Annotated in this window: 20 protein-coding genes; 15 read left to right on the top strand and 5 right to left on the bottom strand. The window is 71.1% G+C overall.

What is annotated here, in order from left to right; translation table 11 throughout:
* Positions 1-29: 29 nt before the first annotated feature.
* Together ACWDR3_RS21255 and ACWDR3_RS21250 are read right to left on the bottom strand one after the other, a co-directional pair.
* A complete protein-coding gene (locus tag ACWDR3_RS21255; RefSeq protein ID WP_450354066.1) occupies positions 30-1529 on the bottom strand; it encodes an ABC transporter permease in 1500 nt (499 codons plus the stop codon).
* Positions 1526-2242 (bottom strand): thioesterase II family protein, encoded by a 717-nt coding sequence (locus ACWDR3_RS21250; RefSeq protein WP_450354065.1) that lies wholly within the window; start codon positions 2240-2242, stop codon positions 1526-1528. Before ACWDR3_RS21250 ends, ACWDR3_RS21255 begins: the two co-directional genes overlap by 4 nt.
* Before the next feature lie 153 nt (positions 2243-2395).
* Here ACWDR3_RS21250 and ACWDR3_RS21245 point away from each other — a divergent pair, with 153 nt between their 5' ends.
* Entirely contained in the window at positions 2396-3064 is a 669-nt protein-coding gene (locus ACWDR3_RS21245) for a TetR/AcrR family transcriptional regulator (RefSeq protein WP_450354064.1), read from the top strand.
* On the opposite strand, the gene ACWDR3_RS21240 is transcribed toward ACWDR3_RS21245, so the two are convergent.
* A complete protein-coding gene (locus tag ACWDR3_RS21240) occupies positions 2988-4043 on the bottom strand; it encodes a fatty acid desaturase family protein (RefSeq protein ID WP_450354063.1) in 1056 nt (351 codons plus the stop codon). The genes ACWDR3_RS21245 and ACWDR3_RS21240 overlap by 77 nt on opposite strands.
* A 50-nt stretch (positions 4044-4093) precedes the next feature.
* On the bottom strand, positions 4094-4534 hold the full coding sequence (locus ACWDR3_RS21235; RefSeq protein ID WP_450354062.1) for an SRPBCC family protein: 441 nt from the start codon (positions 4532-4534) through the stop codon (positions 4094-4096).
* Positions 4535-5207: 673 nt separating this feature from the next.
* Between ACWDR3_RS21235 and ACWDR3_RS21230 the strand changes: the two genes are divergently transcribed.
* The 14 genes from ACWDR3_RS21230 (at position 5208) to ACWDR3_RS21165 (ending at position 22621) form a co-directional block, all read left to right on the top strand.
* On the top strand, positions 5208-6395 hold the full coding sequence (locus tag ACWDR3_RS21230; RefSeq protein WP_450354061.1) for an aminotransferase class I/II-fold pyridoxal phosphate-dependent enzyme: 1188 nt from the start codon (positions 5208-5210) through the stop codon (positions 6393-6395).
* Between the two features lie 107 nt (positions 6396-6502).
* Positions 6503-9604, top strand: coding sequence for a non-ribosomal peptide synthetase (locus tag ACWDR3_RS21225; RefSeq protein ID WP_450354060.1), 3102 nt, complete (start codon positions 6503-6505; stop codon positions 9602-9604).
* The gene (locus ACWDR3_RS21220; RefSeq protein ID WP_450354059.1) at positions 9597-12338 is read left to right on the top strand and encodes a beta-ketoacyl synthase N-terminal-like domain-containing protein; all 2742 of its coding nucleotides are present in this window, start codon (positions 9597-9599) and stop codon (positions 12336-12338) included. The genes ACWDR3_RS21225 and ACWDR3_RS21220 overlap by 8 nt, the downstream gene beginning before the upstream one ends.
* 4 nt (positions 12339-12342) lie before the next feature.
* A complete protein-coding gene (locus tag ACWDR3_RS21215; RefSeq protein WP_450354058.1) occupies positions 12343-14082 on the top strand; it encodes an aldehyde dehydrogenase family protein in 1740 nt (579 codons plus the stop codon).
* Positions 14082-15218, top strand: coding sequence for an acyl-CoA dehydrogenase family protein (locus tag ACWDR3_RS21210; protein WP_450354057.1), 1137 nt, complete (start codon positions 14082-14084; stop codon positions 15216-15218). Before ACWDR3_RS21215 ends, ACWDR3_RS21210 begins: the two co-directional genes overlap by 1 nt.
* A gap of 28 nt (positions 15219-15246) precedes the next feature.
* Entirely contained in the window at positions 15247-16551 is a 1305-nt protein-coding gene (locus tag ACWDR3_RS21205; RefSeq protein WP_450354055.1) for an aspartate aminotransferase family protein, read from the top strand.
* 1 nt (position 16552) lies between these two features.
* Positions 16553-17017, top strand: coding sequence for a type II toxin-antitoxin system RatA family toxin (locus ACWDR3_RS21200; protein WP_450354054.1), 465 nt, complete (start codon positions 16553-16555; stop codon positions 17015-17017).
* Positions 17017-17550, top strand: a complete 534-nt coding sequence (locus tag ACWDR3_RS21195) for a hypothetical protein (protein WP_450354053.1) — start codon at positions 17017-17019, stop codon at positions 17548-17550. Before ACWDR3_RS21200 ends, ACWDR3_RS21195 begins: the two co-directional genes overlap by 1 nt.
* Positions 17547-18590 carry a phosphatidylglycerol lysyltransferase domain-containing protein gene (locus tag ACWDR3_RS21190; protein ID WP_450354052.1) on the top strand — a complete coding sequence of 348 codons (1044 nt, stop codon included), beginning with the start codon at positions 17547-17549 and terminating at the stop codon, positions 18588-18590. The genes ACWDR3_RS21195 and ACWDR3_RS21190 overlap by 4 nt, the downstream gene beginning before the upstream one ends.
* A gap of 60 nt (positions 18591-18650) precedes the next feature.
* The gene (locus tag ACWDR3_RS21185; protein ID WP_450354051.1) at positions 18651-19604 is read left to right on the top strand and encodes a VlmB-like protein; all 954 of its coding nucleotides are present in this window, start codon (positions 18651-18653) and stop codon (positions 19602-19604) included.
* Positions 19604-20488, top strand: coding sequence for an alpha/beta hydrolase family protein (locus tag ACWDR3_RS21180; RefSeq protein WP_450354050.1), 885 nt, complete (start codon positions 19604-19606; stop codon positions 20486-20488). The genes ACWDR3_RS21185 and ACWDR3_RS21180 overlap by 1 nt, the downstream gene beginning before the upstream one ends.
* Before the next feature lie 293 nt (positions 20489-20781).
* Positions 20782-21360 carry a TetR/AcrR family transcriptional regulator gene (locus tag ACWDR3_RS21175; RefSeq protein ID WP_450354049.1) on the top strand — a complete coding sequence of 193 codons (579 nt, stop codon included), beginning with the start codon at positions 20782-20784 and terminating at the stop codon, positions 21358-21360.
* Positions 21361-21440: 80 nt separating this feature from the next.
* Positions 21441-22346, top strand: coding sequence for a HipA family kinase (locus ACWDR3_RS21170; protein WP_450354048.1), 906 nt, complete (start codon positions 21441-21443; stop codon positions 22344-22346).
* Positions 22343-22621, top strand: a complete 279-nt coding sequence (locus ACWDR3_RS21165) for a SelT/SelW/SelH family protein (RefSeq protein ID WP_450354047.1) — start codon at positions 22343-22345, stop codon at positions 22619-22621. The genes ACWDR3_RS21170 and ACWDR3_RS21165 overlap by 4 nt, the downstream gene beginning before the upstream one ends.
* A 15-nt stretch (positions 22622-22636) precedes the next feature.
* On the opposite strand, the gene aceB is transcribed toward ACWDR3_RS21165, so the two are convergent.
* Complete coding sequence (gene aceB / locus ACWDR3_RS21160) at positions 22637-24259, bottom strand: malate synthase A (RefSeq protein ID WP_450354046.1); 1623 nt, start codon at positions 24257-24259, stop codon at positions 22637-22639.
* Positions 24260-24426: the final 167 nt, after the last annotated feature.

The following is a 24426-nucleotide window of genomic DNA, read 5'->3' as shown; positions in this document are numbered from 1 at the left end:
TCTTCACCTTCGAGGGGCGGGCGGCGGCGTCACGACAGGGCCGGTTCGGGATGGGCGGTCGGCTGGAACTCGTGGGCCCTGGCCCGGTGGTAGCCGCGGCGGTCGTACCAGTGGCTGAGACTCAGGCCGACGACGACCGCTCCCGCCGCGTACGCGGCCAGCGCGGCCCAGGCGTGGGAGGACCGGACGCCGTCGTCGTCGAAGAACATCAACGAGCGCACTCCGTCGGCGACATGACGGGCCGGGAGCAGTCCGCCCAGCGTGTCCAGGGCACCGGGCAGCGCCTCCACGGGGATGGCGCCGCCGGACAGCGGGATGCCCACCAGCGTGACCAGGAGCAGGGCCAGGACCTGGCCCGGCATGCCGAAGACGGCGAACAGGGCGAGGGTGACCAGGGCCGTCGCGGCACAGGCCGCGCCGCAGAAGGGGACCAACTCGGCTTGCGCCGAGGTGTCGATGCCGGTGCTGTACAAGCCCACGGCGGCGACGACAGCCCCCGCGGCGAAGCCCATCACGGTGCCGAGCAGCGCCTTGGCGAGGAAGGTCGCGGAGCGCGAGATGCGGACGACGGGGCGCAGCAGCCGGCGTGGTCCGATCTCCAGCGGCAGGTAGCCGAGCCGGGCGTCCACCAGCATCGTCAGCAGGGTGGCGGGCAGCAGGCCCGAGATGAGCAGGGCCACGGTGAAGTAGAGGGGGATCGTGCCCGACGTGGATCCGGCGGAGCCGCCCGCGGTCTGCTGGACGGTGGCCTTCACCTCGACGGGGTCGCGGAGCAGGGCGAGGAAGCCGGGGGCGGTTGGGGCGGTCTGTGCGGTGGGCGGCTGTGCCGTCTGGGCGCTGTCCGTAGCGGGCTTCGCTGCCTCGGCGTGCTTCGTGGTGGGCTTCGTCGCCTGGGAGCTCTTCGCAGCGGACTTCGTTGCCTGGGTGCTCAGTTGGGTGCCCACCTGCTGGGACACGGTCGCCGCGGCCTGCCGTACCGCCTTGTCCGCCATGGACGCGGCCATGGGGCCGACGCCCCGGTGGCTGAGCACCTCCAGGACCGGGCGGTGGACGTCCTGCCCGGCGCCGAGCAGGGAGAGGGACCGGCGGCTGAAGTCGCCGGGCACCACCAACGCGGCGTAGGCGTCCTCGCGCGCCAGGGCCTTCTCGGCCGCGGCACGGGTGGGGACGACGGTCCACTCGACCCGGTCGTCCCGGGCGTCGGCGGCGCTGACCTTCTGCGTCACCTGGCGGCCGAGGTTCACCGCGCCCGCGGGACCGGTGGCGCCCGCGTCCTCGCTGACGAGGACCAGAGGCAGGTCGTGCAGATGTCCTTCGGGGTCCGCGGCGGGGCCCAGATAGCTGACGGTGGCCAGGGCGGCGAGCAGGGAGCCCAGCAGGACCACGATCCAGGCACGCGGCTGTTTCCACACGGTTGTGGCCCGCATCGGGTACCACCTCTCCTTCGCTTCCTGGGCGTTGTCGTCAGTGGTGTCGGCGTTGTCGTCGTCAGCGGTGTTGGTGTCGGCGGTCTTGTCGTCGGTGTTCAAGAGCTGGGTGCTGCAAGGCACTTGGCCGGGTGGGCGAGGTCGGCGAGGAGCCGAGGCACTTCGTCGCTCTGCCAGGGGAAGAAGTGGTCGCCGGGCAGGACGCGCAGGCCCTGCCAGTGCGCCGCGTGCCGTTCCCACTGGGCGACTTCGCGCGGCGGATGCACCGGGTCCCGGTCGCCGGCGAGCGCGTACAGGGGCACGGAGACCGTCCTCGCGGGCGTCTGAGGAGCCGCCGCGAGCAGACGGAAGTCCGCCTGGAGGGGGCGCAGCACCAGGGCGCGCATCGCGTCGCTGGAGAGGACCTCGGGCGGGGTGGCACCGAGCCGCGCCACATGGGCGAGGAGCGCGTCCGAGTCGTCCGCCAACTCCCGGTCCGCGCGCAGGACTTCGGGTGGGCCGAGGGCGGAGAGGACGACCGCGCGGGGCGGGGTGCCATGGGCACACAAGGCTTGGCACAGCTCGTACGCAAGGAGGGCGCCCATGCTGTGCCCGAACAGGACGAGCGGGAGCGCCGGGTCGCCGAGCCGGGGCAGCAGGTCCGCGACGATGGCGGCCGGGGTCTCCAGCGGTGTCTCGGGCAGTCGGCGGCCGTGTCCGGGCAGGTCCGGCGCGAGCAGCTCGCAGCCGTCGGGCATCCAGGCCGACCAGGGTCGGTAAGCGTCGGCCGAGCCGCCCGCGTAGGGCAGACAGACGAGTCGGGTGGTCGGGTTCATGCGATTCCCCCTGTTCACAGTGGACCCGAGAACGCAACGCAACGGTGCGTTGCAATATTAGAAGGTGGCTATGATCCAACGCAACACAACGTTGCGTTCGGTTCGCCCGCGAGCCGGCGTCACGGTGCGACGAGACGGGATGCGAGGACAGAGATGACGGCGAAGGAGAAGCAGGCGGAGGAGAAGCCGGCAGGGACGGCACGGACGCGCACGGACGCCACCCGTACCGCGCACACGCAGAGCGGCCCCCGGCGTCGCGACGAGATCTTCACCGCCTGTCTCGACCTGCTCGCAGCCCAGGGTTACGACCTGTTGACCATCGAGGGCGTCGCCCAGCGCTCCGGCGTCAACAAGACGACCATCTACCGCTGGTGGCCGTCCAAGTCGGAGCTGCTCCGCGACGCGCTGCTGCACTCCGGCACCCTCGCCTTCGAACTGCCCGACACCGGAAGCCTCACCGGCGACCTGACCGCACTCGCCGCGCGGGTACGGGATCTCCTCGCCGACGAGCACCGGCGGGCCGTGGTGGAGGCCGCTCTGGTGGGGGCGGTACGGCATCCGGCGATGCGCGAGCTGGCGACGTCGTTCCTGGAGGACCGGCTCGGCCGGCACCAGCCGCTCTTCACGCGCGCCGTGCAACGCGGGGAACTGCCAGCCGACTTCGACCCGGCGCTCCTGGTGGACGCGCTCACCGGCGCGCTGTGGATCCGCATCCTGGTCCGCCGCAAGCCCGTCGCCGAGGACTTCAGCGCCCAGCTGGTCCGGGTGCTGCTGGACGGGGTGCGGGCGATGGGCGACGGCGCCGCTCGACCTCGCGGGTGACGCCGGCGAGATGTGCCAGCACCTCGCGGTACGAGCGGAAGGCGCCCACCTCGTAGTAGGGCAGGCCGAGTTCGGCGCAGTACGCCATGACCAGTGGCCGGCAGCGACGCAGGTGCGGGCGGGGCATGCCGGGGAACAGGTGGTGCTCGATCTGGTAGTTGAGGCCGCCGTACAGGAAGTCGTGCAGCCGTGAGCTGCGGATGTTGCGCGAGGTGAGGACCTGGCGGCTGAGCCAGTCGGGCTCCTCGCCGTCGTGCACCGGCATGCCCTTGTGGTTCGGGGCGAAGACGCAGCCCAGGTAGAACCCGAACAGGCCCTGGTGCACGGCGACGAAGGCCACGGCGGTGAGCGGCGAGAGCGTGAGGAACACCACGGCGAGGTAGACGACGGCGTGCACGGCCAGCAGCGCCAGCTCCAGACGCGGGCGACGCGGCACCCCGCGCCTGATCGCGATCGCCGAGCCGACCCGCAGACCGACGGCCTCAAGGCCCAACAGCGGGAAGAACAGAGCCGCCTGACGGTCGATCACAAACGTGCGCAGCCGTGAGACCCCGTCGGCCTGGCGCGGGGAGAAGGCGACCACCCGGCGCAGGATGTCGGGGTCGAGGTCCAGGTGGTTGGGATGGTTGTGGTGCTTGGTGTGGTGGCTCATCCACCAGCCGTAGCTGAAGCCCAGGGCCAGGTTTCCGTGCAGCAGGCCCAGGACCTCCATGGCCCGGCGGCTGCGGGTGACCTGCTGGTGGCCCACGTCGTGGCCGAGCAAGCCGGTCTGACCGTAGGCGAAGGCGAGCAGCACGGCCGTGGCGAGCTGCCACCACGAGTCGCCCAGCAGGGCGAAGACGGCCCAGGAACCGGCGAGCAGCGCCGTGTTCACGGTGAACTTCACGGCGTAGTAGCCGGTGCACCGCTGGAGCAGGCCGGCCGCGCGGATGCGCTGTTGCAGGGGAGCGAAGGAATGTATGTCCGTCGTGGACTCCATGTCCGGAGTGCCTTTCTTCTCGCGGGTCGGGCCTCGGCTCGTGCGGCCGGTCAGGCCTCGACGGCGGTCTTGATGCGCTGGAGGGTGCTGCGCATGCCGGCGCGGTTGACCTCGGCGCGGTCGGTCGGGCGGGTGCCCGTGAACACCCGGCCGAGCAGCTCGGTGAGCCGTGCGCCGGGGCCGGTGCGCAGGTCGCGCCAGTACTCGGTGACCCGGGTACCGGCTCCCTCCGGCTCCAGCCGGTAGCCCCACAGCGCGACGGGCAGCCCGAACGTGGTGACCTTGAACGCGAACTCGGCCGGTGCGTCGGCGACCACGACCCGGCAGGTGGTGAACCAGACGAACAGGCCTCTGCGGTTGAAGCCGACGAACCTCGCCCCCGGGCCCGCGACCGGTCCGCGGTGCCACACCGCGAAGCACTCCGGGCTCCAGCTCCCGATGTTCCGGACCCGGGAGATCGCGGCGTAAAGATCTTCTCTCCCGGAATTCACCAGGGCGCTTTCCTGAATCTCCCACTGGCGTCCCACAGATTTTCCCCCGATTCGGATTCGGTCGCATTGTGCGGGCGTGGAGCGTCCGGACAATAACCGTCTTCGCGACGGCTTGTCCAACGACCGTTCGAAACCATAAGCGGAGTCAAGGACTCCCTTTTCCGGTTTAGTTGATCGCGAAACTGTTAAACCGAATGTCACTTGACGCAGTCACGACGGTGACTCTAGCTTGGAACGAGTCGGATCGTTCTGAGTGCTTCCGGAGGGTCATCGCCGGAGGTACTCGCATACCGACCCACCAGCACATTCACGGGGGATGTCGCTGCGGGCGTCGACGAAGTCGACCGCTGCGCCATGCCCTATGGCCATGCCAGGGGGACACGTGAACAAGATCGCGAGCGCTGTCGGGACTGTTGTCTGCGACATTGCCTCGGTCATTCAGCTGCTCTGGAACAGCTGGGACAGAGCCGGTCGATGAAGGAGTTCCGCGACATCCACGCGGAACGTCCCACCTCACTTATCTCGCGCCATTCCGAGTGGCCGGCAACGGTGCCGTGCCCGGAACCGACCTCGCTTTCCAGCATTCTCGACATGGTCGTGCGCGAGATGGCAACAAGAATTCCGCGTCCGAGTTCAGCCATGCCTTCTTACGGTTCTCAGAAAGGGCAATCCAGTGAGTCTTCTGCTTGAGCGGTGCGCGTCCTACACCAGGGCACGGGACGCCAGGAACGCGGGCCTGTACCCGTACTTCCTCAACTTCGACGGCCGCGACGCCGGCACCGCCCGCATGGCCGACGGCCGCGAGGTCGTCATGTGCGGCTCCAACGACTACCTGGGGCTGAGCACCGACCCCCGGGTGGTCGCCGCGGCCGCCGAGGCCTCCGCCCGCTACGGCGCCGGCTGCACCGGATCCCGTTTCCTCAACGGCAACCTCGACCTGCACGACGAACTGGAGCGCGAGCTGGCCGAGTTCTTCGGCAAGGAGGCCGCCCTCGTCCTGACCACCGGCTACCAGGCGAACCTCGGCGCGATATCCGGCCTGTGCGGCCCCGGCGACCTGATACTCGTCGACAAGGAGGCACACGCGTCCCTCATCGACGGCGCCCGGCTGAGCCGCGCGAAGATCGGCTGGTTCGCGCACAACGACGTCGACGACCTCGCCGACAAACTGGCCCGGCTGCCCCGCCGCGGCGGCGTCATGGTCGTCGTCGACGGCGTCTACAGCATGGAGGGCGACCTCTGCCCGCTGCCCCGACTGGTCGAGGTCTGCCGGGAGTTCGGGGCGACCCTGCTGGTCGACGACGCACACGGCGGCGGCGTCCTCGACAAGGGCCGCGGCACCAGCGCGCACTTCGGGCTCACCGACGAAGTGCCGCTCATCACGCTCACCTTCTCCAAGGCGTTCGGTTCCATCGGCGGAGCGGTGCTCGGCGACGCGGACGTCATCGACTACCTGCGCCACCACGCCCGCGCCCTGATGTTCTCGGCCAGCGCCAGCCCCGCCAACACGGCAGCCGCGCTGCAGTCGTTGCGCATCCTGCGCGAGGAGCCCTGGCGCTGCACCACGGTCGCCGACAACGCCGCCTACATGCGCCGCGAACTCAGCGCGCTCGGCTACGAGGTGGGCGCCGGCACCACCCCCGTCGTACCGGTCGAGACGGGCGACGAGTTGAACACCCTCAACGCCTGGAACCTGCTCATCGAAGAAGGGGTGTACGTCAACGCCGTGCTGCCGCCCGCCGCTTCGCCCCGGCTGCGCACCAGCTACACGGCGGTGCAGACCGAGGAGCACCTCGGCCGCGCCCTCGCCGGGTTCGCCGCCGTCCGCGACCGCGTCCTCGCCGTACCGGCCGCGGCGTGAGCCGTCCTGTCCCGCGAGCGGCCACCACCGCACCCGGAATCCGTTCGTCGCCCCTCCGCACCGGCACCCGCAGCTGAGCCTCGACAGCCTGAAGAGGAATACCCCGCATGACTGAGAGCCAGTCGGCCCGCCCGGCCACCCCGGCGCAGCTGAAGCTCCACACCCACACCCAGCTCTTCACCAACAACGCCGCCTTCAACCTGGCCGGCGCCTACCGCATCACCGGCGACGTCGACATCGACCGGCTGCGCACGGCGCTCGCCCGCCTCAGCGGCGGCATCCGCGCCCTCAACACCGTCTTCGTCCAACGCGAGGGCCGGGTCCTCGCGCTGGACCGGCCGCCCCGCTACCCGTCGCCGACGGACATCCCGCTGGTGCGACTGGCGGGCGACGCCCGCGAGGAGGTCGCGCGCCGGCTCGCCCACCTCGCGGACACCCCGCTGCCGCCGGACGCGCCGGAGCAGTACCACTTCACGCTCTACGAGGACGACCACGCGGTCTACGCGGCGATGCTGTTCTCGCACATCGTTCTCGACGGCTACGCGTACTTCAACTTCGTGGAGGAACTGGAGCGGCTCTACGCCGACCCGGACGCGCCGCTGCCCGCGTCGGCCGCCGACGACCCCTCCGAGCTGGTCACGGCAACTGCCCCGCGCCCGGCGGCGATCGAGCACTTCGCCGCACAGCTCGGCCACCTCACCTCCCTGACCGACGACCGGCTGCTGGGCCGGCGGGCCCCCGACGGCGGACTGCTCGGTGAGGAGCGGCGACTGGAGCTCGACGCGGAGACCAGCGATCAACTCCGGCTGCTGGCGAAGGAGTTGGGCTGCACGCCGTTCTCCTTCTTCCTCGCCGCGTATCTCGTCGCCTACAGCCGCTGCACGGGCAACCGGCAGTCGGTGACGGGCCTTCCGCTGGCCAACCGCCGGGGCCTGCGCCAGCGCAAGGCGTTCGGCTACTTCGTCAACACCCTGCCCCTGGCCGTCGACCTGAGCGAATACGAGACCTTCGCGGACCTGTGCCGAGCGGTGCAGTCCCATAGCACCGGCATGCTGCGCCACCAGGACTTCGACCTGGCCGCCGCCGCCCGCGAGGTGTGCCCCGGGGTGACCGGCGGGCCGCTGAGCACCGACACCACCTTCACCTACTACAAGCAGCCGCTGGACATCCGCCTGGACGGCTGCGCGGTGGACTCCCTCGACCTGCCCCGCGGCCTGGTGAAGTACCCGCTGTCGATGAACGTCGAGGACTTCGGTACGTCCTTCACCGTCAACGTCGAGTGCTCCCACGAACAGTGGGCGACCGACCCGCTGGACGTGATGCGCACGGTCCTCGACGCCGTCGGCCGCGACCCGCACCGGCCGGTGACCTCGATCCCGGCGCTGTCCATCGACGCCGAGGCCCGGCTGCACCACCTGGTCAACCCGGGCGCGGCCCGGCCGCCGTTCCCGGTGGAGGCGTCCCTGTCCGTGTGGTTCGAGCAGATCGCACGCCGTCACCCCAACCGGGTCGCCGTCAACCTCGGCCCGGACAGCCTGACTTACGCCGAACTGGACCGCAGGGCCGACGCCGTCGCGGCCCGGCTCGCCGAGCGGGTACCCGGCAAACACGTGGGCGTCGCCCTGCGCCGCGGCCCCGGCCTGGTGGCCGTGATCCTCGGTGTCCTCAAGGCAGGCAAGGCGTACGTGCCGCTCGACCCGTCCTCGCCCGCGGCCCGGATCGGCCAGATCCTGCGCAGCTTCCCCGAGGGCCTGCCCGTCGTCGAGGACGAGCCCCGCTGGCCCGACGCCGAAACGGTCCGGCTGCCGGCCGCCGACCTGCTGGCACCGGGGGAGACGAGCGCGCTCCCGGTCCTGCACGACCCGGACGCGGACGCGTACGTCATCTTCACCTCCGGCTCCACCGGCCGCCCCAAGGGCGTCCAGGTCACCCACCGCAACGTCATGCGCCTCATGCGCTCCACCGAGGAACTGTTCGGCTTCGGCCCGCGCGACGTCTGGAGCCTGTTCCACTCGTACGCCTTCGACTTCTCCGTGTGGGAGATCTTCGGCGCGCTGCTGTACGGCGGCCGGCTCGCGATCGTGCCGGAGACCACCGCCAAGTCCCCCGACCAGTTCCGGGAGTTCCTGCTCGGCGAGCGGGTCACCGTGCTCAACCAGACGCCGTCGGCGTTCGGCCAGCTGCTCAAGGTGCTCCGGCCGCAGGACCGGGACGAACTCGCCCTGCGCTACGTCGTGTTCGGCGGCGAGGCCCTGCGATACGCGGCGCTGCGCCCCTGGTTCGAGCTGATGGGCTCGCGGACCCGGCTGGTGAACATGTACGGCATCACCGAGACCACCGTCCATGTCACCCATCACCCGGTCACCGCCGAGGACGCCCGCTACGAGACCGTGTCGGCCATCGGCCGCCCGCTGCCCGACCTCGGCGTGCGCGTCGTCGACGTCGACGGTCATCCCTGCCCGCCCGGTGTTCCGGGAGAGCTGGTCGTCTCGGGCGCGGGCGTCACCCGCGGCTACCGCGAGCAGCCGGAACTGACCGACGAGAGGTTCCCCGTCCGGGCCGGTGAGCGCGTCTACCGCTCCGGTGACCTCGGACTCGTCCGTCCCGACGGCACCCTGGTGCACCTGGGCCGCATGGACAAGCAGGTCCAACTACGGGGTTTCCGCATCGAGTTGGGGGAGATCGAGTCGGCGCTGCTGTCGCTCAAGGGTGTGCGTGAGTGTGCCGTCCGCCTCGATGAGCGGGACGCCGGACATCCGGCCCTCGTGGCGTTCGTGTCCGGCCGGGACGTGCCGTCGGACGCCGCCGTACGCGAGTCGCTGCGCTCCCTGCTGCCGTCGTACATGGTCCCGTCCGCGCTCGTGCGCGTGGCCGGGCTGCCGCTGACCGTCAACGGCAAGGTGGACGAGGCCGCGCTGCCCTGGCCCGCGCGGGCCGACCAGAGCCCGACCGAGTTGTCGGCCGCCCCGGCGTCCACGGTCGACGCCGTGCGGGACGTGTGGCAACAGGTGCTGCCCGGCGCGGAGTTCGGGCCCGACGACAACTTCTTCGACGTGGGCGGCTCCTCGATGCACGTCGTCGAGGTGCACCGCTTGCTGAGCAGCCAACTCGCCGTCGACGAGCTGGAAATGATCGAACTCTTCACCCACACCACCACACGCAAGCTCGCCGCGCACATCGATTCCATACGGGGGAACACGCATGACTGAGCGCACCGCACCGCATACCGGACCGATAGCCGTCGTCGGCATGGCCGGGCGCTTTCCCGGCGCCGACTCCGTGGCCGGACTGTGGGAGGAGCTGGTGCACGGAGCGGAGGCCGTGCGGCGGTTCACCCCACGGGAGTTGACCGAGGCCGGCGTACCCGCCGCTGTCGCCGGCTCACCGACGTACGTCCCCTTCGGCGCCGATCTGGCCGACGCCGACCTCTTCGACGCCGAGTTCTTCGGCGTCACCCGGCGCGACGCGCGGCTGATGGACCCGCAGCACCGCGTCTTCCTCACCTGCGCCTGGCGGGCGTTGGAGGACGCGGGGATAGCCCCGGACGTCGAGGACAACGTCGGTGTGTACGCGGCGAGCAGCCTCAGCACGTATCTCCTCTTCCACGTGCTGCGCTCCGCCGAGTACGCCGACTCGGCGCTCACGTACCCCGTCCTGCTCGGCAACGACAAGGACTTCCTCGCCACCCGCGCCGCCTACAAGCTCGGCCTGCGCGGCCCGGCCATGACCGTGCAGACCGCCTGCTCCAGCTCCCTGACGGCCATTCACCTCGCCTGCCGGGCCTTGGACTTGGGCGACATCGACGCCGCGCTGGCCGGCGGGGTCAGCATCACGCTGCCGCAGACCGCCGGTTACGCCTACCAGGAAGGCGGCATCCTCTCCCGCGACGGACACTGCCGGGTCTTCGACGCCGAGTCCTCCGGGACCGTCAAGGGCAATGGCTGCGGGGTCGTCGTACTCAAACGCCTGGCGGACGCCGAACGCGACGGTGACCGCGTGTACGCCGTGATCCGCGGCACCGCGATCAACAACGACGGCGCCGCGAAGATCGGCTTCACCGCACCCGGTACGACGGGACAGCGGGAGGTCATCCGACAGGCGCTGGCCGCCTCCGGCATCCCCTCACGGGACATCGGGTACGTCGAGACGCACGGCACCGGCACCGCCGTGGGCGACCCGCTGGAGCTGAGCTCGCTCGCCGCAGCCCACCGGGACGCGGGCGGTGTGGCGGTCGGCTGCCTGATCGGCAGCGTCAAGGCCAACCTCGGCCACCTGGACGCGGCGGCCGGTGTCACCGGGCTGATCAAGGCGGCCCTCGCCCTGCACCACCAGACGGTGCCGCCGCAGATCAACATCGGCGAGCCGAACCCGTTCCTGCAACTGGACCGGACGCCCTACGACGTGCCGCGCGAGGCCGTCCGCTTCACCGAGGAACCCCTGCGCGCCACCGCGGTCAGCTCCTTCGGCATTGGCGGCACCAACGCCCACTGCGTCCTGGCCCGCGCCCCGCAGCCGCAGGAACGTCCCGTTGCCAAGGTCCCGGTGCCGATCGTGCTGACGGCCAAGGACCCGGAAGCGCTACGGGAGTTGGCGCGCGAACTGCGCGCCCGCCTGGCCGCCGCGCCCCGGACCGATGTCGTCGACCTCGCCTACACGCTGTTCACGGGCCGCTCCCGGTTCCCCGTCAGCCACACCTTCACCGCGACCGACCTCGCCGAGGTGACGGCGGGACTCGACGCCCTGATCGCGGGCGCACCCAATGGCGAACTGCCGCAATCCGTATGGCCGTTCGCACCCGCCCACAAGATCTCCCTGCCGGGTCACCCCCTGCGGGAGGAGCGCCACTGGATCGAGCCGGACATCGACCGGCCCGTACCGGAGCGACCGGCCACCGAGCCGGCGCGCGGCGCTCGTGCGGCGGTCCCCGAACCCCCCGCGGGGACCGCCGCACGCGACGACGAGCAGGTGCTGGACCGGGTCGTCGCCGTACTGGAGCAGCATCTCGGCGTCGAAGGCATCGGCCCGGACGACGACTTCCGTGACCTGGGCGGCGACTCGATGGCCGCCGTGGAGATCGTCAGCGACTTCCGAGACGCCTTCGGCGTGGTGCTCGACCTCGACGACTTCGGTCTGCTGCGCACCCCGGCCCGGATGGCCGACGCCCTGCGGGCCCGGCTCACCCACGGCAGCCGCCCCAGCGGCCTGGTCACCGTGCGCGAGGGCGAGGGACGGCCACTGTTCATGGTCCACCCCGCCGGCGGCACCAACCTGCTGTACTTCAAGCTCGCCGAGTACTCCGGCTCGACGCTGCCGCTCGCGGCCCTGTCGTTCCCGTCCACCGCCGACACCCTGCCCGGCACCCTGCGCGAGCTCGCCGCGCTCTACCTCGACCGCATCCGCGCCGTGCAGCCGGCCGGCCCCTACCGGCTGGGCGGCTACTCCTTCGGCGGCAACGTGGCCTTCGAGATGGCACTCCAACTCCAAGCGGCGGGCGAGCAGGTGGAACCGCTGATCATGCTGGACTCGCACGTCCCCGAGAGCTATGTCGGCGGACGGCTGGACAGCGAGGCCTTCGAGGGCGCCTTCGAGGTGCTGGCACGGCAGTCGACGCTGCTGGCGGGCGTCGACGTCGGCGTCCTGCGCGAGGAGGGCTTCCTCGCGGTGTGGCAGGCCAACCACGACTGGCTCAAGTCGTACTACCCGGACCGCCCCTTCGACGGCGACATCCTGCTGCTGCGCGCCGAGGAGTCCGAGCCCGAGGAACTGCTCGACGCGCTGCACATCAACGAACGCGACAAGTCGCTGTGGCAGGACCACATCACCGGGCGGCTGCGGGTCCGCAAGGTTCCCGGACACCACTTCTCCATGTTCGACGACGGCGAGCGGATCACCGCCCTCGCCGCCGCGTTCGACCACGCGGTCTCCCGCCTCGGAAAGGACTGACGACGTGCTGAGTCTCGGGTCCTACATCGGCGGCGTCGAACAGCCCGGCCGGCGCTGGGTGTACACGCTGCGCAGCTCGGCCATGCTGAGCGACTTCTTCGGCGCCGTCCGCGTCAAACGCGGCCTGGAACGCGGCCGGTTGAGCCCCGACGAGGTCGGCACCGACGTCATCGGGCGCTGCGCGGTCGCCGACCGCGACGACATGGAGGCCGCTCTGCAGGCCGCGGCCCGCGCCGTCGACACCTGGGCGGGGGCCGCGCCCGCCACCCGGATGCGCGTCGTCGAGGAGTTCCACCACCTCGTACGGGAGAAGCAGGACGCGCTGGTCGACCTGATGATCGCCGAGGGGCATCCGCGGTCCCTGGCCCGCTGGCAGATCGCGGGCATGCTCGCGGCCACCGGCGCCGCCACCCGCGACTTCCTCGCAGGCCAGCTGGAGTACCGAGTGCGGGACGGCGCACGGGAGTTGAGGGTGCGCCGGGTCGCCGACGGCGTGGTCTGCCTCAACCCGCCGCAGAACGCGACCGTGTCCAACGCGCTGCTCGGCATCTGGGCCCTCGCGGCAGGCAACGCCCTGGTCGTCCGGGCGCCGCGCAGCGCACCGCTCGGCGTGATGTACGCGCTGCGCGAGCTGGTGGTGCCGGCCCTGGAGCGGGCCGGTGCCCCGGCCGCCGCGCTGTCGGTGCTGTGCTCGGACGCCGGTGCCACGGTCGAACAGTGGCTGGCCAGCCCGCTGGTCGACGACATCATGTACTTCGGCGGCAGCGAACAGGGCATCGCCTTCGGCGCCGAGTGCACGGCCCGCGGCAAGAAGCCGGTCCTCGAACTGGCCGGCAACGACATCTGCGTGGTGTGGCACGACGCCGACCTCGACCTCGCGGCGGAGGCACTGGCCGAGGCCTTCTACGGCTCCGGGCAGATCTGCATGGTCCCCAACTGCGCGGTCGTACACCCGCGCGTCGCCGACGAGTTGCTGGCGAAGCTGGCCGCGCGCGCCGCGGCCATCCGGCCAGGACCGCCCGAGGCGCCGGACGCACTCCTGTCGCCCGTACTGCGCACGGACCGGTTCAACGACGTGCTGCGCCAGGCCGTCGAGGCGGGCGCCGAACTCGTGTGCGGCGGCCGCCGGTTGGACGTGGACGGCCGTCCCGACGACGTCCGCGGCCTGTTCCTGGAACCCACGGTGATCCGGGTGGACGGCCTTAAGGGCGCCCGGGAGCTGGACGCCGTACGCCACGAGACGTTCTTCCCGCTGCTGCCGGTCGTGGTGCCGGAGGAGCTGCCCGACGACGAACTCCTCACGCTGGTAACGGAGTTCGTCAACAGCAACGAGTACGGGCTGCGCAACTCGCTCTGGACCGGCGACGAGGAGACCGCGGAGCTGTTCCTGCGCCGGGTGCGCAACGGCGGCCTGCTCAAGGTCAACGACTCGCACATCGGCTTCCTGCCCGTCCTGCCGACCCACGGCGGCACGGGCCTGACCGGCGGCCCCGGCGGCGAGGCCAACTACCCCCTGCTGCGCACCTCGCACCTCCAGGGCGTGAGCGTGGCCCGCGGGGTGCGGCCCTCGGACGCGGTGTTCGCCCAGACCGGCGACGAGAGTCGCTCCAGCGCGGACGGCCGCCTCAGCGACGACGGCCGTCACGGCGACGAGACCCGCCCCAGCGATGACACCCGCCCCAGCGAGGCCGCCCGCTCCAGCGAAGACGCCCGCCTCGGCGGCGACAAGGAGGTACCCCTCTGATGCGCGGCATGGACACGGCCCGCGAGGCACTCGACACGCTGCTGCCCGGACTCGCGCCGGCCCTCACCGACGTACCGCTCCAAGTACTGGAGTCGCCCGGCGGTCCGGGACTTGACGCGTTCCGCAAGAGCGGCGGCCCTGGGCTGCTGGTGCCTGCCGAGTACGGCGGCGCGGGCGCGGGAGCGCTGCGGGCGACCCGCGTCTCCCGGGCGCTGGGCGCGCTGTCCCCCTCCCTCGGGGTGGCGACGGCGATGCACAACTTCTCGGTCGCAAGCCTGGTCGCCCTGGTGGCCTCCGCCGACGCCTCCGGCCTGGAGTGGATGCTGATCGAAGGCATCGCCCGCGACCGGCTGCTGGTGGCGTCGGCGTTCGCGGAGGGCCGCCCCGGTGCCGGGATCCTCGACTCAGCGGTCAAGGCCCGTCCTGTGGACGGCGGTTGGCTGGTCAGCGGCAGCAAGAAGCCGTGCAGCCTCTCGCAGTCCATGGACCTGATCACCGCGAGCGTCGCCCTGACCGGAGCGGACGGCGAAACGGAACTGGGCGTCGCCCTGGTCCCCACCGCCTCGCCCGGCATCACCCGGCGGCCCTTCTGGGGCGCGCCCTTCCTCGCCGGCGCCGAAAGCGACGAGGTCGTGCTGACGGACGTGCACGTGCCGACGGAGCTCATGCTGCGCCCGCAGGTCGAACTGGGCACCGGACTCGACACGTTGCAGACGATCGGCTTCGTGTGGTTCGAGCTGCTGGTGACCAGCGTCTACACGGGTGCGGTCGCCCGGCTCGCCGAGAGCGCCCTGGACGCGGGCAAGGGCTCCGCGACCGACCGGGCCGCCGTGCTGACGCAGGTGGAGGCCGCGATCGCGCTGGCGGAGAACACGGCACGGGTGGTGGACGCGGGGCCGGTGGGCAACGACGAGTTGGCGATGGTCCTGACGGCCCGTTACGCGGTCCAGGAACTGCTGGTCTCGGCGGCCGACCGCGCCGCCGAACTCCTGGGTGGCCTGGCCTTCGCGACCAGCTGCGACATCGGCCATCTGCTCGCCGTCAGCCGCGCGTTGGCCTTCCACCCGCCCTCGCGCGGGGCAAGCGCCCAGGCCCTGCTGGACCACCACGCCGGCGCCCCGCTGCGGCTCGCGTGACCACACGGACGACGGAAGGGAGACGGCCATGCGACAGATCCACAGCACGACGGCGGACGCGGGGACGTCCCCGGGCCAGGACGTGGCCCGCCGGTACAAGCAGCACCTGAGCCGGGGGAGGGGCAAGCTCGGCGAACTGTTCGGCGGACACGTCGAAGTCGCTTCCTACGGCAGCACAGTACGGACCGCGGACGGACGGGAGTTCCTCAACTGCGGTGGCTACGGCGTGTTCCTGGCCGGCGCCTGCCATCCACGGATCGTCGCCGCCGTCGAACGGCAACTGCGTACGCACCCGTTGGCCACCCGGATGCTCCTCGAACCGAAGGCCGCCGACGCGGCGGCCGCGCTGACCCGGGTGGCGCCGGCCGGTCTTGAGCGGGTGCACTTCACCAACTCCGGTGCGGAGGCGGTCGAGACGGCGCTGAAGCTGGCCCGTGCGCACGGTCACCGGCGGATCGTGTCCACCACCGGCGGCTTCCACGGCAAGACGCTCGGTGCCCTCTCGGCGACCGGCAAGCCCCTCTACCGCGATCCGTTCCTGCCGTTGCTGGAGACGGTGCACGTGCCCTACGGAGACGCGGGCGCGCTGCGCGAGGCCCTCGGCGCGGACGGCTCCGACGCCGTGGTGATCGTGGAGCCGGTGCAGAGCGAGGCCGGCGTCCTGGTCCCGCCACCCGGCTACCTCAAGGACGTGGCAGCGGCCTGCGCCGAAACGGGCGCCTTCTTCGTGCTCGACGAGGTGATGACCGGCCTCGGTCGGCTCGGCCACTGGTGGGGCGCCGACCGGGAGGCGGTCGTGCCCGACGTCCTGTTGGTCGGCAAGGCGCTCAGCGGCGGGGTCGTCCCGGTCGCGGCGGCGATCGCCACCGCGCGGGCGTTCGCGCCCTTCGACCGCGACCCGTTCCTGCACACCTCGACCTTCTCGGCGGCGCCGATCGCGATGGCTGCCGCCGAAGCCGCGGTCGAGGTAGTCGAGGACGAGCAACTCGTCGACCGGGCAGCCCTGTTGGGCGGGCTACTGCTCAACTCGCTGCGGGACACGGTGGCCCGGCACTGCCCCCACCTCGTCTCCGAGGTGCGCGGGCTCGGACTGCTCATCGGCGTGGAGTTCCACGACCCGGGCCTGGCAGGCGAGTTCCTGCTCGAACTCCTCGACCGTGACGTGATCGCCAACCACTCGCTCAACGCGCAGTCGGTCGTCCGGCTGACCCCGCCCGCGGTGCTCGACGAGACCGGGACGGACCGACTGACCGAGGCCCTGGAGGGCGCCGCCGAGGCGCTCGCCCGGCGCTTTCCCTACCCCTGTCCGGGGCCCGGTACCGAAAGGAACTGACATGCGTTCGGTTGAACTCGACTACAGCGGAGACGGATTGACCCCCCGTCAGGCATACGACCGGATCCGAGACTTCGCCCGCTATCCCGACCTGGTCGACGTCGTGCGCAGCGTGACGGTACGGCCGTCCGAGACCGCCTCGGCGGTACTCAGCGACTGGGAGGTCGACTTCCGCAACGGCGTCCTCGCCTGGAGCGAGGAGGACGTCTTCGACGACGTGGCCCTGCGCATCGAATTCCGGCTGACCGAGGGGGACTTCGAGTCCTTCGAGGGTCGCTGGGAAGTGACCCCGACCGCGCGGGACGGGGCCCGGGTGCGCTTCACGGCCGCGTTCGACTTCGGTCTGCCGAGCCTGGCCGGGATCATCGACCCGGTCGCCGAGCGGGTGCTGCGCGAGACCATCGAGGACATCCTGCGCGCGCTGCTGGACGGCGAACCGGTCGACGCGGACCGGGTGGCGGCCTGATGGACGCCGTCAACCGCTTCGAGAGCAGGGTCACTTACCGCCTGCTGCGGGCCGAGTACTGCGTCGGCCTCGCGCTGTCCGCAGGCCTGTTCCTCGCACACTGGGACGAGGTGCGCTGGCCGGTGGCCGTCGCCCTGTTCGCCTACATCGACGTGATCGGATACGTGCCCGGAGCGCTGGCCCACCGCAAGTCTGCGACCGGCCACCTGCCGCGCGTCTACTACGTCCTCTACAACACGATGCACAGCTGGCTGACCGCCGGCGCGGTGGTCGCCCTGTGGGCCTGGCTGATCGGCCCCGAGTGGGCGCTGCTCGCGGTCCCGATCCATCTGTGCGGCGACCGGGGCCTGTTGGGGAACTTCCTAAAACCGTTCGCGGTGCCGTTCGAGCCGAAGCCCCATCCCGCTTTCGTCCGCTTCGAGCAGAGCCTGGCCTTCTCCGCGCCGCTGCCGGCGAGCGAGCAGGCCGAGCAGACAGCGGAGGATGCGAAGGACACGGCAGCCGACCGGGCCGTCGCGGGCGGGACACGATGAGCCCGCCGAGCCGCCCGAGTCCGCCGAGCCTGCCAAGTCCACCGAGCCCGCCGGGCCCGCCGGACACACGCGATGCGATCGACGTCCTGCGCGCATACGCCGATCACCCCAGCGCATTCCTCGCCGTCAACGCACACACCCGCCACCACCACGGGCGCCAGATGCCCGGCCTGGTCGCGCACCTGCCCGGCCGCCGCCACCACATCCAGTTCGCCGGCCCATTGGCACCCCCGTCCGCACGCGGCCCATTGCTCGACGAGTACCTGGCGTCCCTGCGCGGACGCGGCCTGCTGACAGCCGTCCAGGTCCGCGCGCAGGACGTGGACCTGTACGCCGAACGCGGCTTCACGGTCAACCAGATCGGCAGCACCTACGGCATCGACCTGAGCCGCTTCACGCTCCGCGGAAAGGCGCTGGCCAAGATCCGGCAGAACGTCTCCCGCGCCCGCCGCGAGGAGGTGACGGTGACGGAGGCGGGACCCGACGACCCGGTCGACCAGGAAGCCCTGGACCGTATCGACCACGAATGGCTGCGTGCCAAAGGCCGCCACGTACGGCAGTTGGCGTTCCTGGTCGGCGAACGTGGCGGCCCCGGGCGGCCGTTGCGCCGCACCTTCCTGGCCCGGCACCGGGGCCGGATCGTCGCCTACATCACCTACTCGCCCGCGTGGGGCAGCCGCCCGGGCTGGCTGTACGACCTCACCCGACGCGACCCCCAAGCCCCCGTCGGCACCATCGAGTTGGTCAACCTCACCGCCCTGACCCGCTTCACCGACGAGGGCGCGGGCTGGCTGCACCTGGGGCTGACCCCGTTCGCCGGACTCGCCGACGAGCACGAGCCGTCCTGCGCCTCGCGGTCAATGACAAGGGCGTTGCGACTGGTGGACCGGCACGGGAGCGCGGTCTACCCCGCGCGCACCCAGGAGGGCTTCAAGCTCAAGTGGGACCCCCACGTGGTCGAACCCGAGTACGTGGCCTTCCAGGACGGGGTCCGCCCCGGTGCCGTATGGCGCCTGCTGCGGGCCACCGGCGCGCTCTGACCGCTCCCCGACGCCCCGCACCTCTTCCCGACGCACCCTCACCGACGTAAGGACCACACCATGACAGCACTTCCCCTCGAAGCCGACTGGGACAAGGCCCCGGGCGTACTGGAGGGCGCACGCGACCTCGAACTGACCGCGCGGGACTGCGACTTGCCCTACTGGCTGGAGCACGTGGCGGGCACCATGCTGCGCCGGCTCGCGGACGGCACGGTGACGGCACAGGCCCCCACCGAGGCCGTACGCCGTCCGGGCCCACTGCACGACGCGCTGGTCGAGGAGTTCACCTTCCGCACGCTCGCCGAGGAGAAGGCCACGCGGGCGCTGTCCTTCCTGGTGCACCACGCCCCGGACACCGACTGCCTGGAGTTCTTCGCCACCCAGCTCGTCGACGAGGCCCGCCACGCCCGCGTGTTTCGTGAGCACCTGGTGGCGGCCGGGGTGCCGGCGGACGAGGTGGCGTCCGCCGTCGCGCGCACCGCGGCCGCCTCGGGTGCCGCCGTCCTCGACCCGCTGGAGGAGTTCGGCCTGCAAGTCCTGCGGGACCAGGGCGACTTCTACGGTGGTGTCCTCGTCCTCACCGTCCTCGTCGAGGGCGTGCTGGCGCCGGCGGCGGAGCTCAGCGAGCGCAAGTGGAAGGTGTTCGACCCGTCGGCGGCGCTGGTCGAGCGCGGGGCGAACATGGACGAGATCCGTCATCTCGCGGTCGGCTCGTCGATCATCCGCACCCACCTGACCGAACACCCCGGAGAACGCGGGCGGTTGCTCGAACTCATCCAGGAGGGGCGGCGGTTGTGGGAGAAGCTCCCGATGCTGGAGGTGCTGTTCCGCCGGGAGACCCTGTTCCAGGAGGGACTGGCAGCGCACGGGGACCTGCTGGGAGACTACGAGATCTGGCCGGGACGCCGGCTCGTGGACACGGGGATCGAGGAGCGTATGGAAGCCGCCGAGCGGTGGTCGCGGCAGACGCAGGACACCCGGCTCGCGTACATGCTGCTCGACGGGACCCGCTGATGGCCGACGAGGACGTCTGGCGGATCGCCCTGCCGGGCGGTGGCGATCCGGCGCGGCCCGGCGAGGCCCATGTCGCGGCGCTGGTCACGCTTCCGGAGGAGGCGCCGAGGGCGGTGGTGCTGCTCTGGCCAGCGCTCGGCGTGACCGCCTCCTACTACGCGCCGTTCTGCGCCGAACTCGCCGCCCAGGGCATCGCCGTCGTCGCGGCCGACCTGCGCGGCCAGGGGCACAGCACGCCGAGGGCGGGGCGCGGCAGCCGCCACGGGTACCACGAGCTGGCCGGCCGGGACTGGCCCGCGCTCGTCGCCGCCGCCCGGGAGCGGTTCGGCGCGGAGATCCCGCTGTTCCTGCTCGGGCACAGCATCGGCGGCCAGGTCGGCGTGCTGTACGCGGCCCGTGAGCCGAAGGGCGTGGACGGCCTGCTGCTGGTGGCCGCGGGCTCGGTCGACCAGCGCGGCTTCAGCGGAGCCGCCCGGCTGCGGGTGCTGGCCGGCACGCAGTTCGTCGCGCTGGTCGCCTCGCTGTGGGGGTACTGGCCGGGGCACCGGCTGGGATTCGGCGGCCGTCAGCCAGCCCGGCTGATGCGGGACTGGGCGCGGATCTGCCGTACGGGACGGTTCGAACCCGCGGGTGCCGACCTCGACTACGAGGCCGCGTTCGCGTCCGTGACTCTGCCGGTGCTGGCCGTGTCCCTCGCGGGTGACGGACTCGCCCCGCGCGCGGCGGTGGACCGGCTGTGCGCCAAGCTTCCCCGGGCCGATGTGCGGCGCGTGCACTACCGCCCCCAGAACGGCGAACGCATCGACCACGTGCGGTGGGCCCGGTCCGGTGCGGGAATCGCCCGGGAGATCTCGGACTGGATCCGGGAACCGCGCGGAACCTGACGCTCCACGGCCGTGCCGGATGCCGTCGAGGTACCGGTGCGGCCGAGTCGCTCCCTTGCCCGTACGCCCCTCGTGTCACGCACTGTGATCGTGCACAGGGGTGAACGTGATTGTTTCGCAAGGTACTTGAGCATTCGCACAACAGCCCTCACCATAAGAACGATACGACTCGTTCCACGGAGATCTCACCCCCCGCGGCTACGCGTGTCACCAAGTCGCACGACCGGAGAGCCGACCTGCACATGGGCCAGAAACGATCACTCACTTCTGTCACCGTCGAGGACGGTCAGCGCATGCGGGACCTCGAAGCCCGCGACCGCATCCTCGCCGCGACACTGAAAATGCTAGGTGAGCTCGGGTACACACGGCTGACGATCGGCGGTATCGCCATCGAAGCCGGAGTCGGCAAGGCCACGATCTACCGGTCCTGGCCGAACAAGGCCGCGCTCACCCTCGACGCCGTGCGCACCCAGTTGCCGGACATCCCCGTCGACGACGTCGGCGACAGCAGACAGGAGGTGTTCGCCGTGGCGGACACACTCGCCGCGCTCTACGGCTCGCCCAAGGTACGGCTGGTCCTGCCGGCCCTGGTCTCGGACGCGGCCGCCGACCCCGAACTGGGGCGCCGTCTGCGCGAAGAGCTCATCCAGGACCGTAAAAGACAGTCCGCGACCGTGCTGCAGCGCGCGGTGGACCGGGGCCACATGCCCAAGGACACGGACATCTCCACGGTCCTCGACATGTGGGCCGGGCTCATGCTCTTCCGCAGCCTGTTCTTCGACCTCACCTTCGACGACCGGGCCATCCACAACCTCGTGACGGCGACCCTTAACTCACCACCCCGCGTCACCGAGGCGCCGGAAGCCGACTGACCGCCGCCTCGCCGGCGATCACCCCCGGTTACTATGGTCACTTCGGGCCGGAAGCCGGAAAGAGGGGGTGACCTGAGGAAATGCTGCGAGAGGTCACCGCGACCGACTACGTCGCCCCCCTGACGTCCGGCGGTTCCGTCCCCGGCGTCGTCGAGGCCGACGACCTGGGCACCTACGTCGTGAAGTTCACCGGCTCCGCGCAGGGCCGCAAGGCGCTGGTCGCCGAGGTGATCGTCGGCGAGCTGGCACGCGCGCTCGGGCTGCGTTTCCCGGAACTCGTCCTGGTCCACTTCGACCCGGCGATCGCCGACAGCGAGCCGCACCAGGAAGTGCGCGACCTGCACAGCGCGAGCGCGGGCGTCAACCTCGGCATGGACTATCTGCCGGGCGCGAAGGACTTCACCCCGGAACTCGCGAAGCACTTCCGTGTCGACTCCCTGGAGGCCGGCCGGATCGTCTGGCTGGATGCCCTGACCGTCAACGTCGACCGTACGGTCCACAGCTCCAACCTGATGATCTGGCCGACGCTGGGCACCGTGCCCGCCCGCCTCTGGCTGATCGACCACGGCGCCGCCCTCGTCTTCCACCACCGCTGGGACGCCTCCGACCCCGCCAAGGCCTACGACTTCCGCAACCACGCCCTGGGCCACTACGCCCCCGACGTGCGCGCCGCCGACGCCGAACTGGCGCCCAAGGTCACCGAGGACCTGCTGCGTGAGGTCGTCGCCGAGGTCCCGGACGCCTGGCTGACGGAGTTCGGCACGCCCGAGGAGATGCGCGAGGCGTACGTCGGCTACCTCCACGCGCGCGTGGAGGCGTCCGCCGCGTGGCTGCCCACCGACTTCCCCACCCGGGAGGAACTCGCCGCCGAGCAGGCCCTCCGCGCGGCGCAGACAGAGCGAGGCCGGCCCAAGTGGCTGAAGCGGGTCCCCGACCTGCACGGCAAACCGGCCGCGGAACAGGATTGGTCGGTGCACCTCGAATGAGTGGCCGTGTCGAGATCGAGTACTGCACGCAGTGCCGCTGGCTGCCCCGCGCCGCCTGGCTGGCCCAGGAACTCCTGACCACCTTCGAGACGGAACTCTCCGAACTCGCCCTCAAACCGGGCAAGGGCGGCGTCTTCATCGTCCGCGTCGACGACGAGGTCGTCTGGGACCGCCGCGACCAGGGCTTCCCCGAGCCCACAGCGGTCAAGCAGGTCGTACGCGACCGAGTGGCCCCGGGAAGATCCCTGGGCCACTCGGACAAGCCCGCTACCTGAACTGCCCTCCGCCGGTCAGCCCTTGAGCTGCTCGTAAGCCGGCAGCGTCAGGAAGTCCGCGTAGTCCGCGTCCAGGGAGACCTGGAGGAGCAGGTCGTGGGCCTGCTGCCAGTGGCCGGCCGCGAAGGCCTCCTCGCCGATCTCCGCGCGAATGTTGGAGAGTTCCTCCGCGGCGACCTTGCGGGCCAGCTCCGGCGTGGCGAGTTCGCCGTTCTCGAACTCGACGCCCGCGTTGATCCACTGCCAGATCTGCGAGCGCGAGATCTCCGCGGTGGCCGCGTCCTCCATGAGGTTGAAGATGGCGACCGCGCCGAGACCGCGCAGCCAGGCCTCGATGTAACGGATGCCGACCTGCACGGCGTTGACGAGACCCGGGTACGTCGGCTTCGCCTTCAGCGAGTCGATCGCGATCAGGTCGGCGGCCTCGACGTGGACGTCCTCGCGCAGGCGGTCCTTCTGGTTCGGCTTGTCGCCGAGGACCCGGTCGAAGGACTCCATGGCGATCGGGACCAGGTCGGGGTGGGCGACCCAGGAGCCGTCGAAACCGTCGTTCGCCTCGCGGTCCTTGTCGGCGCGGACCTTCTCGAAGGCGACCTTGTTGACCTCGGCGTCCCGACGGGAGGGGATGAAGGCCGCCATGCCGCCGATCGCGTGCGCCCCGCGCTTGTGGCAGGTGCGGACGAGGAGTTCGGTGTACGCCCGCATGAACGGGGCGGTCATCGTGACCGCGTTGCGGTCCGGGAGGACGAACTTGGTGCCGCCGTCACGGAAGTTCTTCACGATGGAGAACAGGTAGTCCCAGCGGCCCGCGTTCAACCCCGAGGCGTGGTCGCGGAGTTCGTAGAGGATCTCCTCCATCTCGTACGCGGCCGTGATCGTCTCGATGAGCACGGTCGCGCGGACGCTGCCCTGCGGGATGCCGACGTAGTCCTGTGCGAAGACGAACACGTCGTTCCACAGCCGGGCTTCGAGGTGCGACTCGGTCTTGGGGAGATAGAAGTACGGGCCCTTGCCCAGGTCGAGCAGGCGCTGGGCGTTGTGGAAGAAGTACAGCCCGAAGTCGACGAAGGCGCCCGGCACTTGCTCGCCGTCGACCTGGAGGTGCCGCTCGTTGAGGTGCCAGCCTCGCGGGCGCATGACGACGGTGGCGAGCTCGGCCTCGTCCTTGAGGGCGTACGACTTGCCGGAGCCCGGGTCCGTGAAGTCGATGTTCCGTGTGTACGCGTCGATCAGGTTGACCTGGCCCAGGATCACGTTCTCCCAGGTCGGCGCGGAGGCGTCCTCGAAGTCCGCGAGCCAGACCTTGGCGCCCGAGTTGAGGGCGTTGATCGTCATCTTGCGGTCGGTGGGGCCGGTGATCTCGACCCGGCGGTCGTTCAGGGCCGCGGGGGAGGGGGCCACCCGCCAGGAGTCGTCGGCGCGGATCGCGGCGGTCTCCGGCAGGAAGTCGAGGGTGGAGGTGCGGGCGATCTCGGCGCGGCGCTCGGCACGGCGGGCGAGGAGTTCCGCACGGCGCGGTGAGAACCGCCGGTGCAGCTCGGCCACGAAGGCGAGGGCCGCGTCGGTGAGGACCTCCTCCTGCCGGGGCAGGGGCTCGGCGTCGACGATGGCCAGCGGGGACGGCGCTGGTGCGGACATGAGCTGTCACTTCCTTCTCAACGTGTTTCTGAGCAGTGGATACTAGTTTCCTCATTGTGGAACTTCAATGGTTTGTTGATATCGAGATTCTCCGGATCGAGGGAACGTGGCGCTCAGTGCCACCGTGATCACTCAAGGTGGGCCGCTCACTCAAGGTGGGCCGCTCA

It is taken from the genome of Streptomyces sp. NPDC001002 (assembly GCF_053599215.1).
Note: the sequence above shows the minus strand (reverse complement) of the source record. Positions and strands in the feature narration are given on the sequence as shown.

Excerpts from the sequence above, each read along its gene's own strand:
- ACWDR3_RS21250 (WP_450354065.1), bottom strand. The coding sequence starts at position 2,242 with ATGAACCCGACCACCCGACTCGTCTGTCTGCCCTACGCGGGCGGCTCG.
- ACWDR3_RS21245 (WP_450354064.1), top strand. The coding sequence starts at position 2,396 with ATGACGGCGAAGGAGAAGCAGGCGGAGGAGAAGCCGGCAGGGACGGCA.
- ACWDR3_RS21240 (WP_450354063.1), bottom strand. The coding sequence starts at position 4,043 with ATGGAGTCCACGACGGACATACATTCCTTCGCTCCCCTGCAACAGCGC.
- ACWDR3_RS21225 (WP_450354060.1), top strand. The coding sequence starts at position 6,503 with ATGACTGAGAGCCAGTCGGCCCGCCCGGCCACCCCGGCGCAGCTGAAG.
- ACWDR3_RS21220 (WP_450354059.1), top strand. The coding sequence starts at position 9,597 with ATGACTGAGCGCACCGCACCGCATACCGGACCGATAGCCGTCGTCGGC.
- ACWDR3_RS21210 (WP_450354057.1), top strand. The coding sequence starts at position 14,082 with ATGCGCGGCATGGACACGGCCCGCGAGGCACTCGACACGCTGCTGCCC.
- ACWDR3_RS21205 (WP_450354055.1), top strand. The coding sequence starts at position 15,247 with ATGCGACAGATCCACAGCACGACGGCGGACGCGGGGACGTCCCCGGGC.
- ACWDR3_RS21200 (WP_450354054.1), top strand. The coding sequence starts at position 16,553 with ATGCGTTCGGTTGAACTCGACTACAGCGGAGACGGATTGACCCCCCGT.
- ACWDR3_RS21195 (WP_450354053.1), top strand. The coding sequence starts at position 17,017 with ATGGACGCCGTCAACCGCTTCGAGAGCAGGGTCACTTACCGCCTGCTG.
- ACWDR3_RS21190 (WP_450354052.1), top strand. The coding sequence starts at position 17,547 with ATGAGCCCGCCGAGCCGCCCGAGTCCGCCGAGCCTGCCAAGTCCACCG.
- ACWDR3_RS21185 (WP_450354051.1), top strand. The coding sequence starts at position 18,651 with ATGACAGCACTTCCCCTCGAAGCCGACTGGGACAAGGCCCCGGGCGTA.
- ACWDR3_RS21180 (WP_450354050.1), top strand. The coding sequence starts at position 19,604 with ATGGCCGACGAGGACGTCTGGCGGATCGCCCTGCCGGGCGGTGGCGAT.
- ACWDR3_RS21175 (WP_450354049.1), top strand. The coding sequence starts at position 20,782 with ATGCGGGACCTCGAAGCCCGCGACCGCATCCTCGCCGCGACACTGAAA.
- ACWDR3_RS21170 (WP_450354048.1), top strand. The coding sequence starts at position 21,441 with ATGCTGCGAGAGGTCACCGCGACCGACTACGTCGCCCCCCTGACGTCC.
- ACWDR3_RS21165 (WP_450354047.1), top strand. The coding sequence starts at position 22,343 with ATGAGTGGCCGTGTCGAGATCGAGTACTGCACGCAGTGCCGCTGGCTG.
- aceB (WP_450354046.1), bottom strand. The coding sequence starts at position 24,259 with ATGTCCGCACCAGCGCCGTCCCCGCTGGCCATCGTCGACGCCGAGCCC.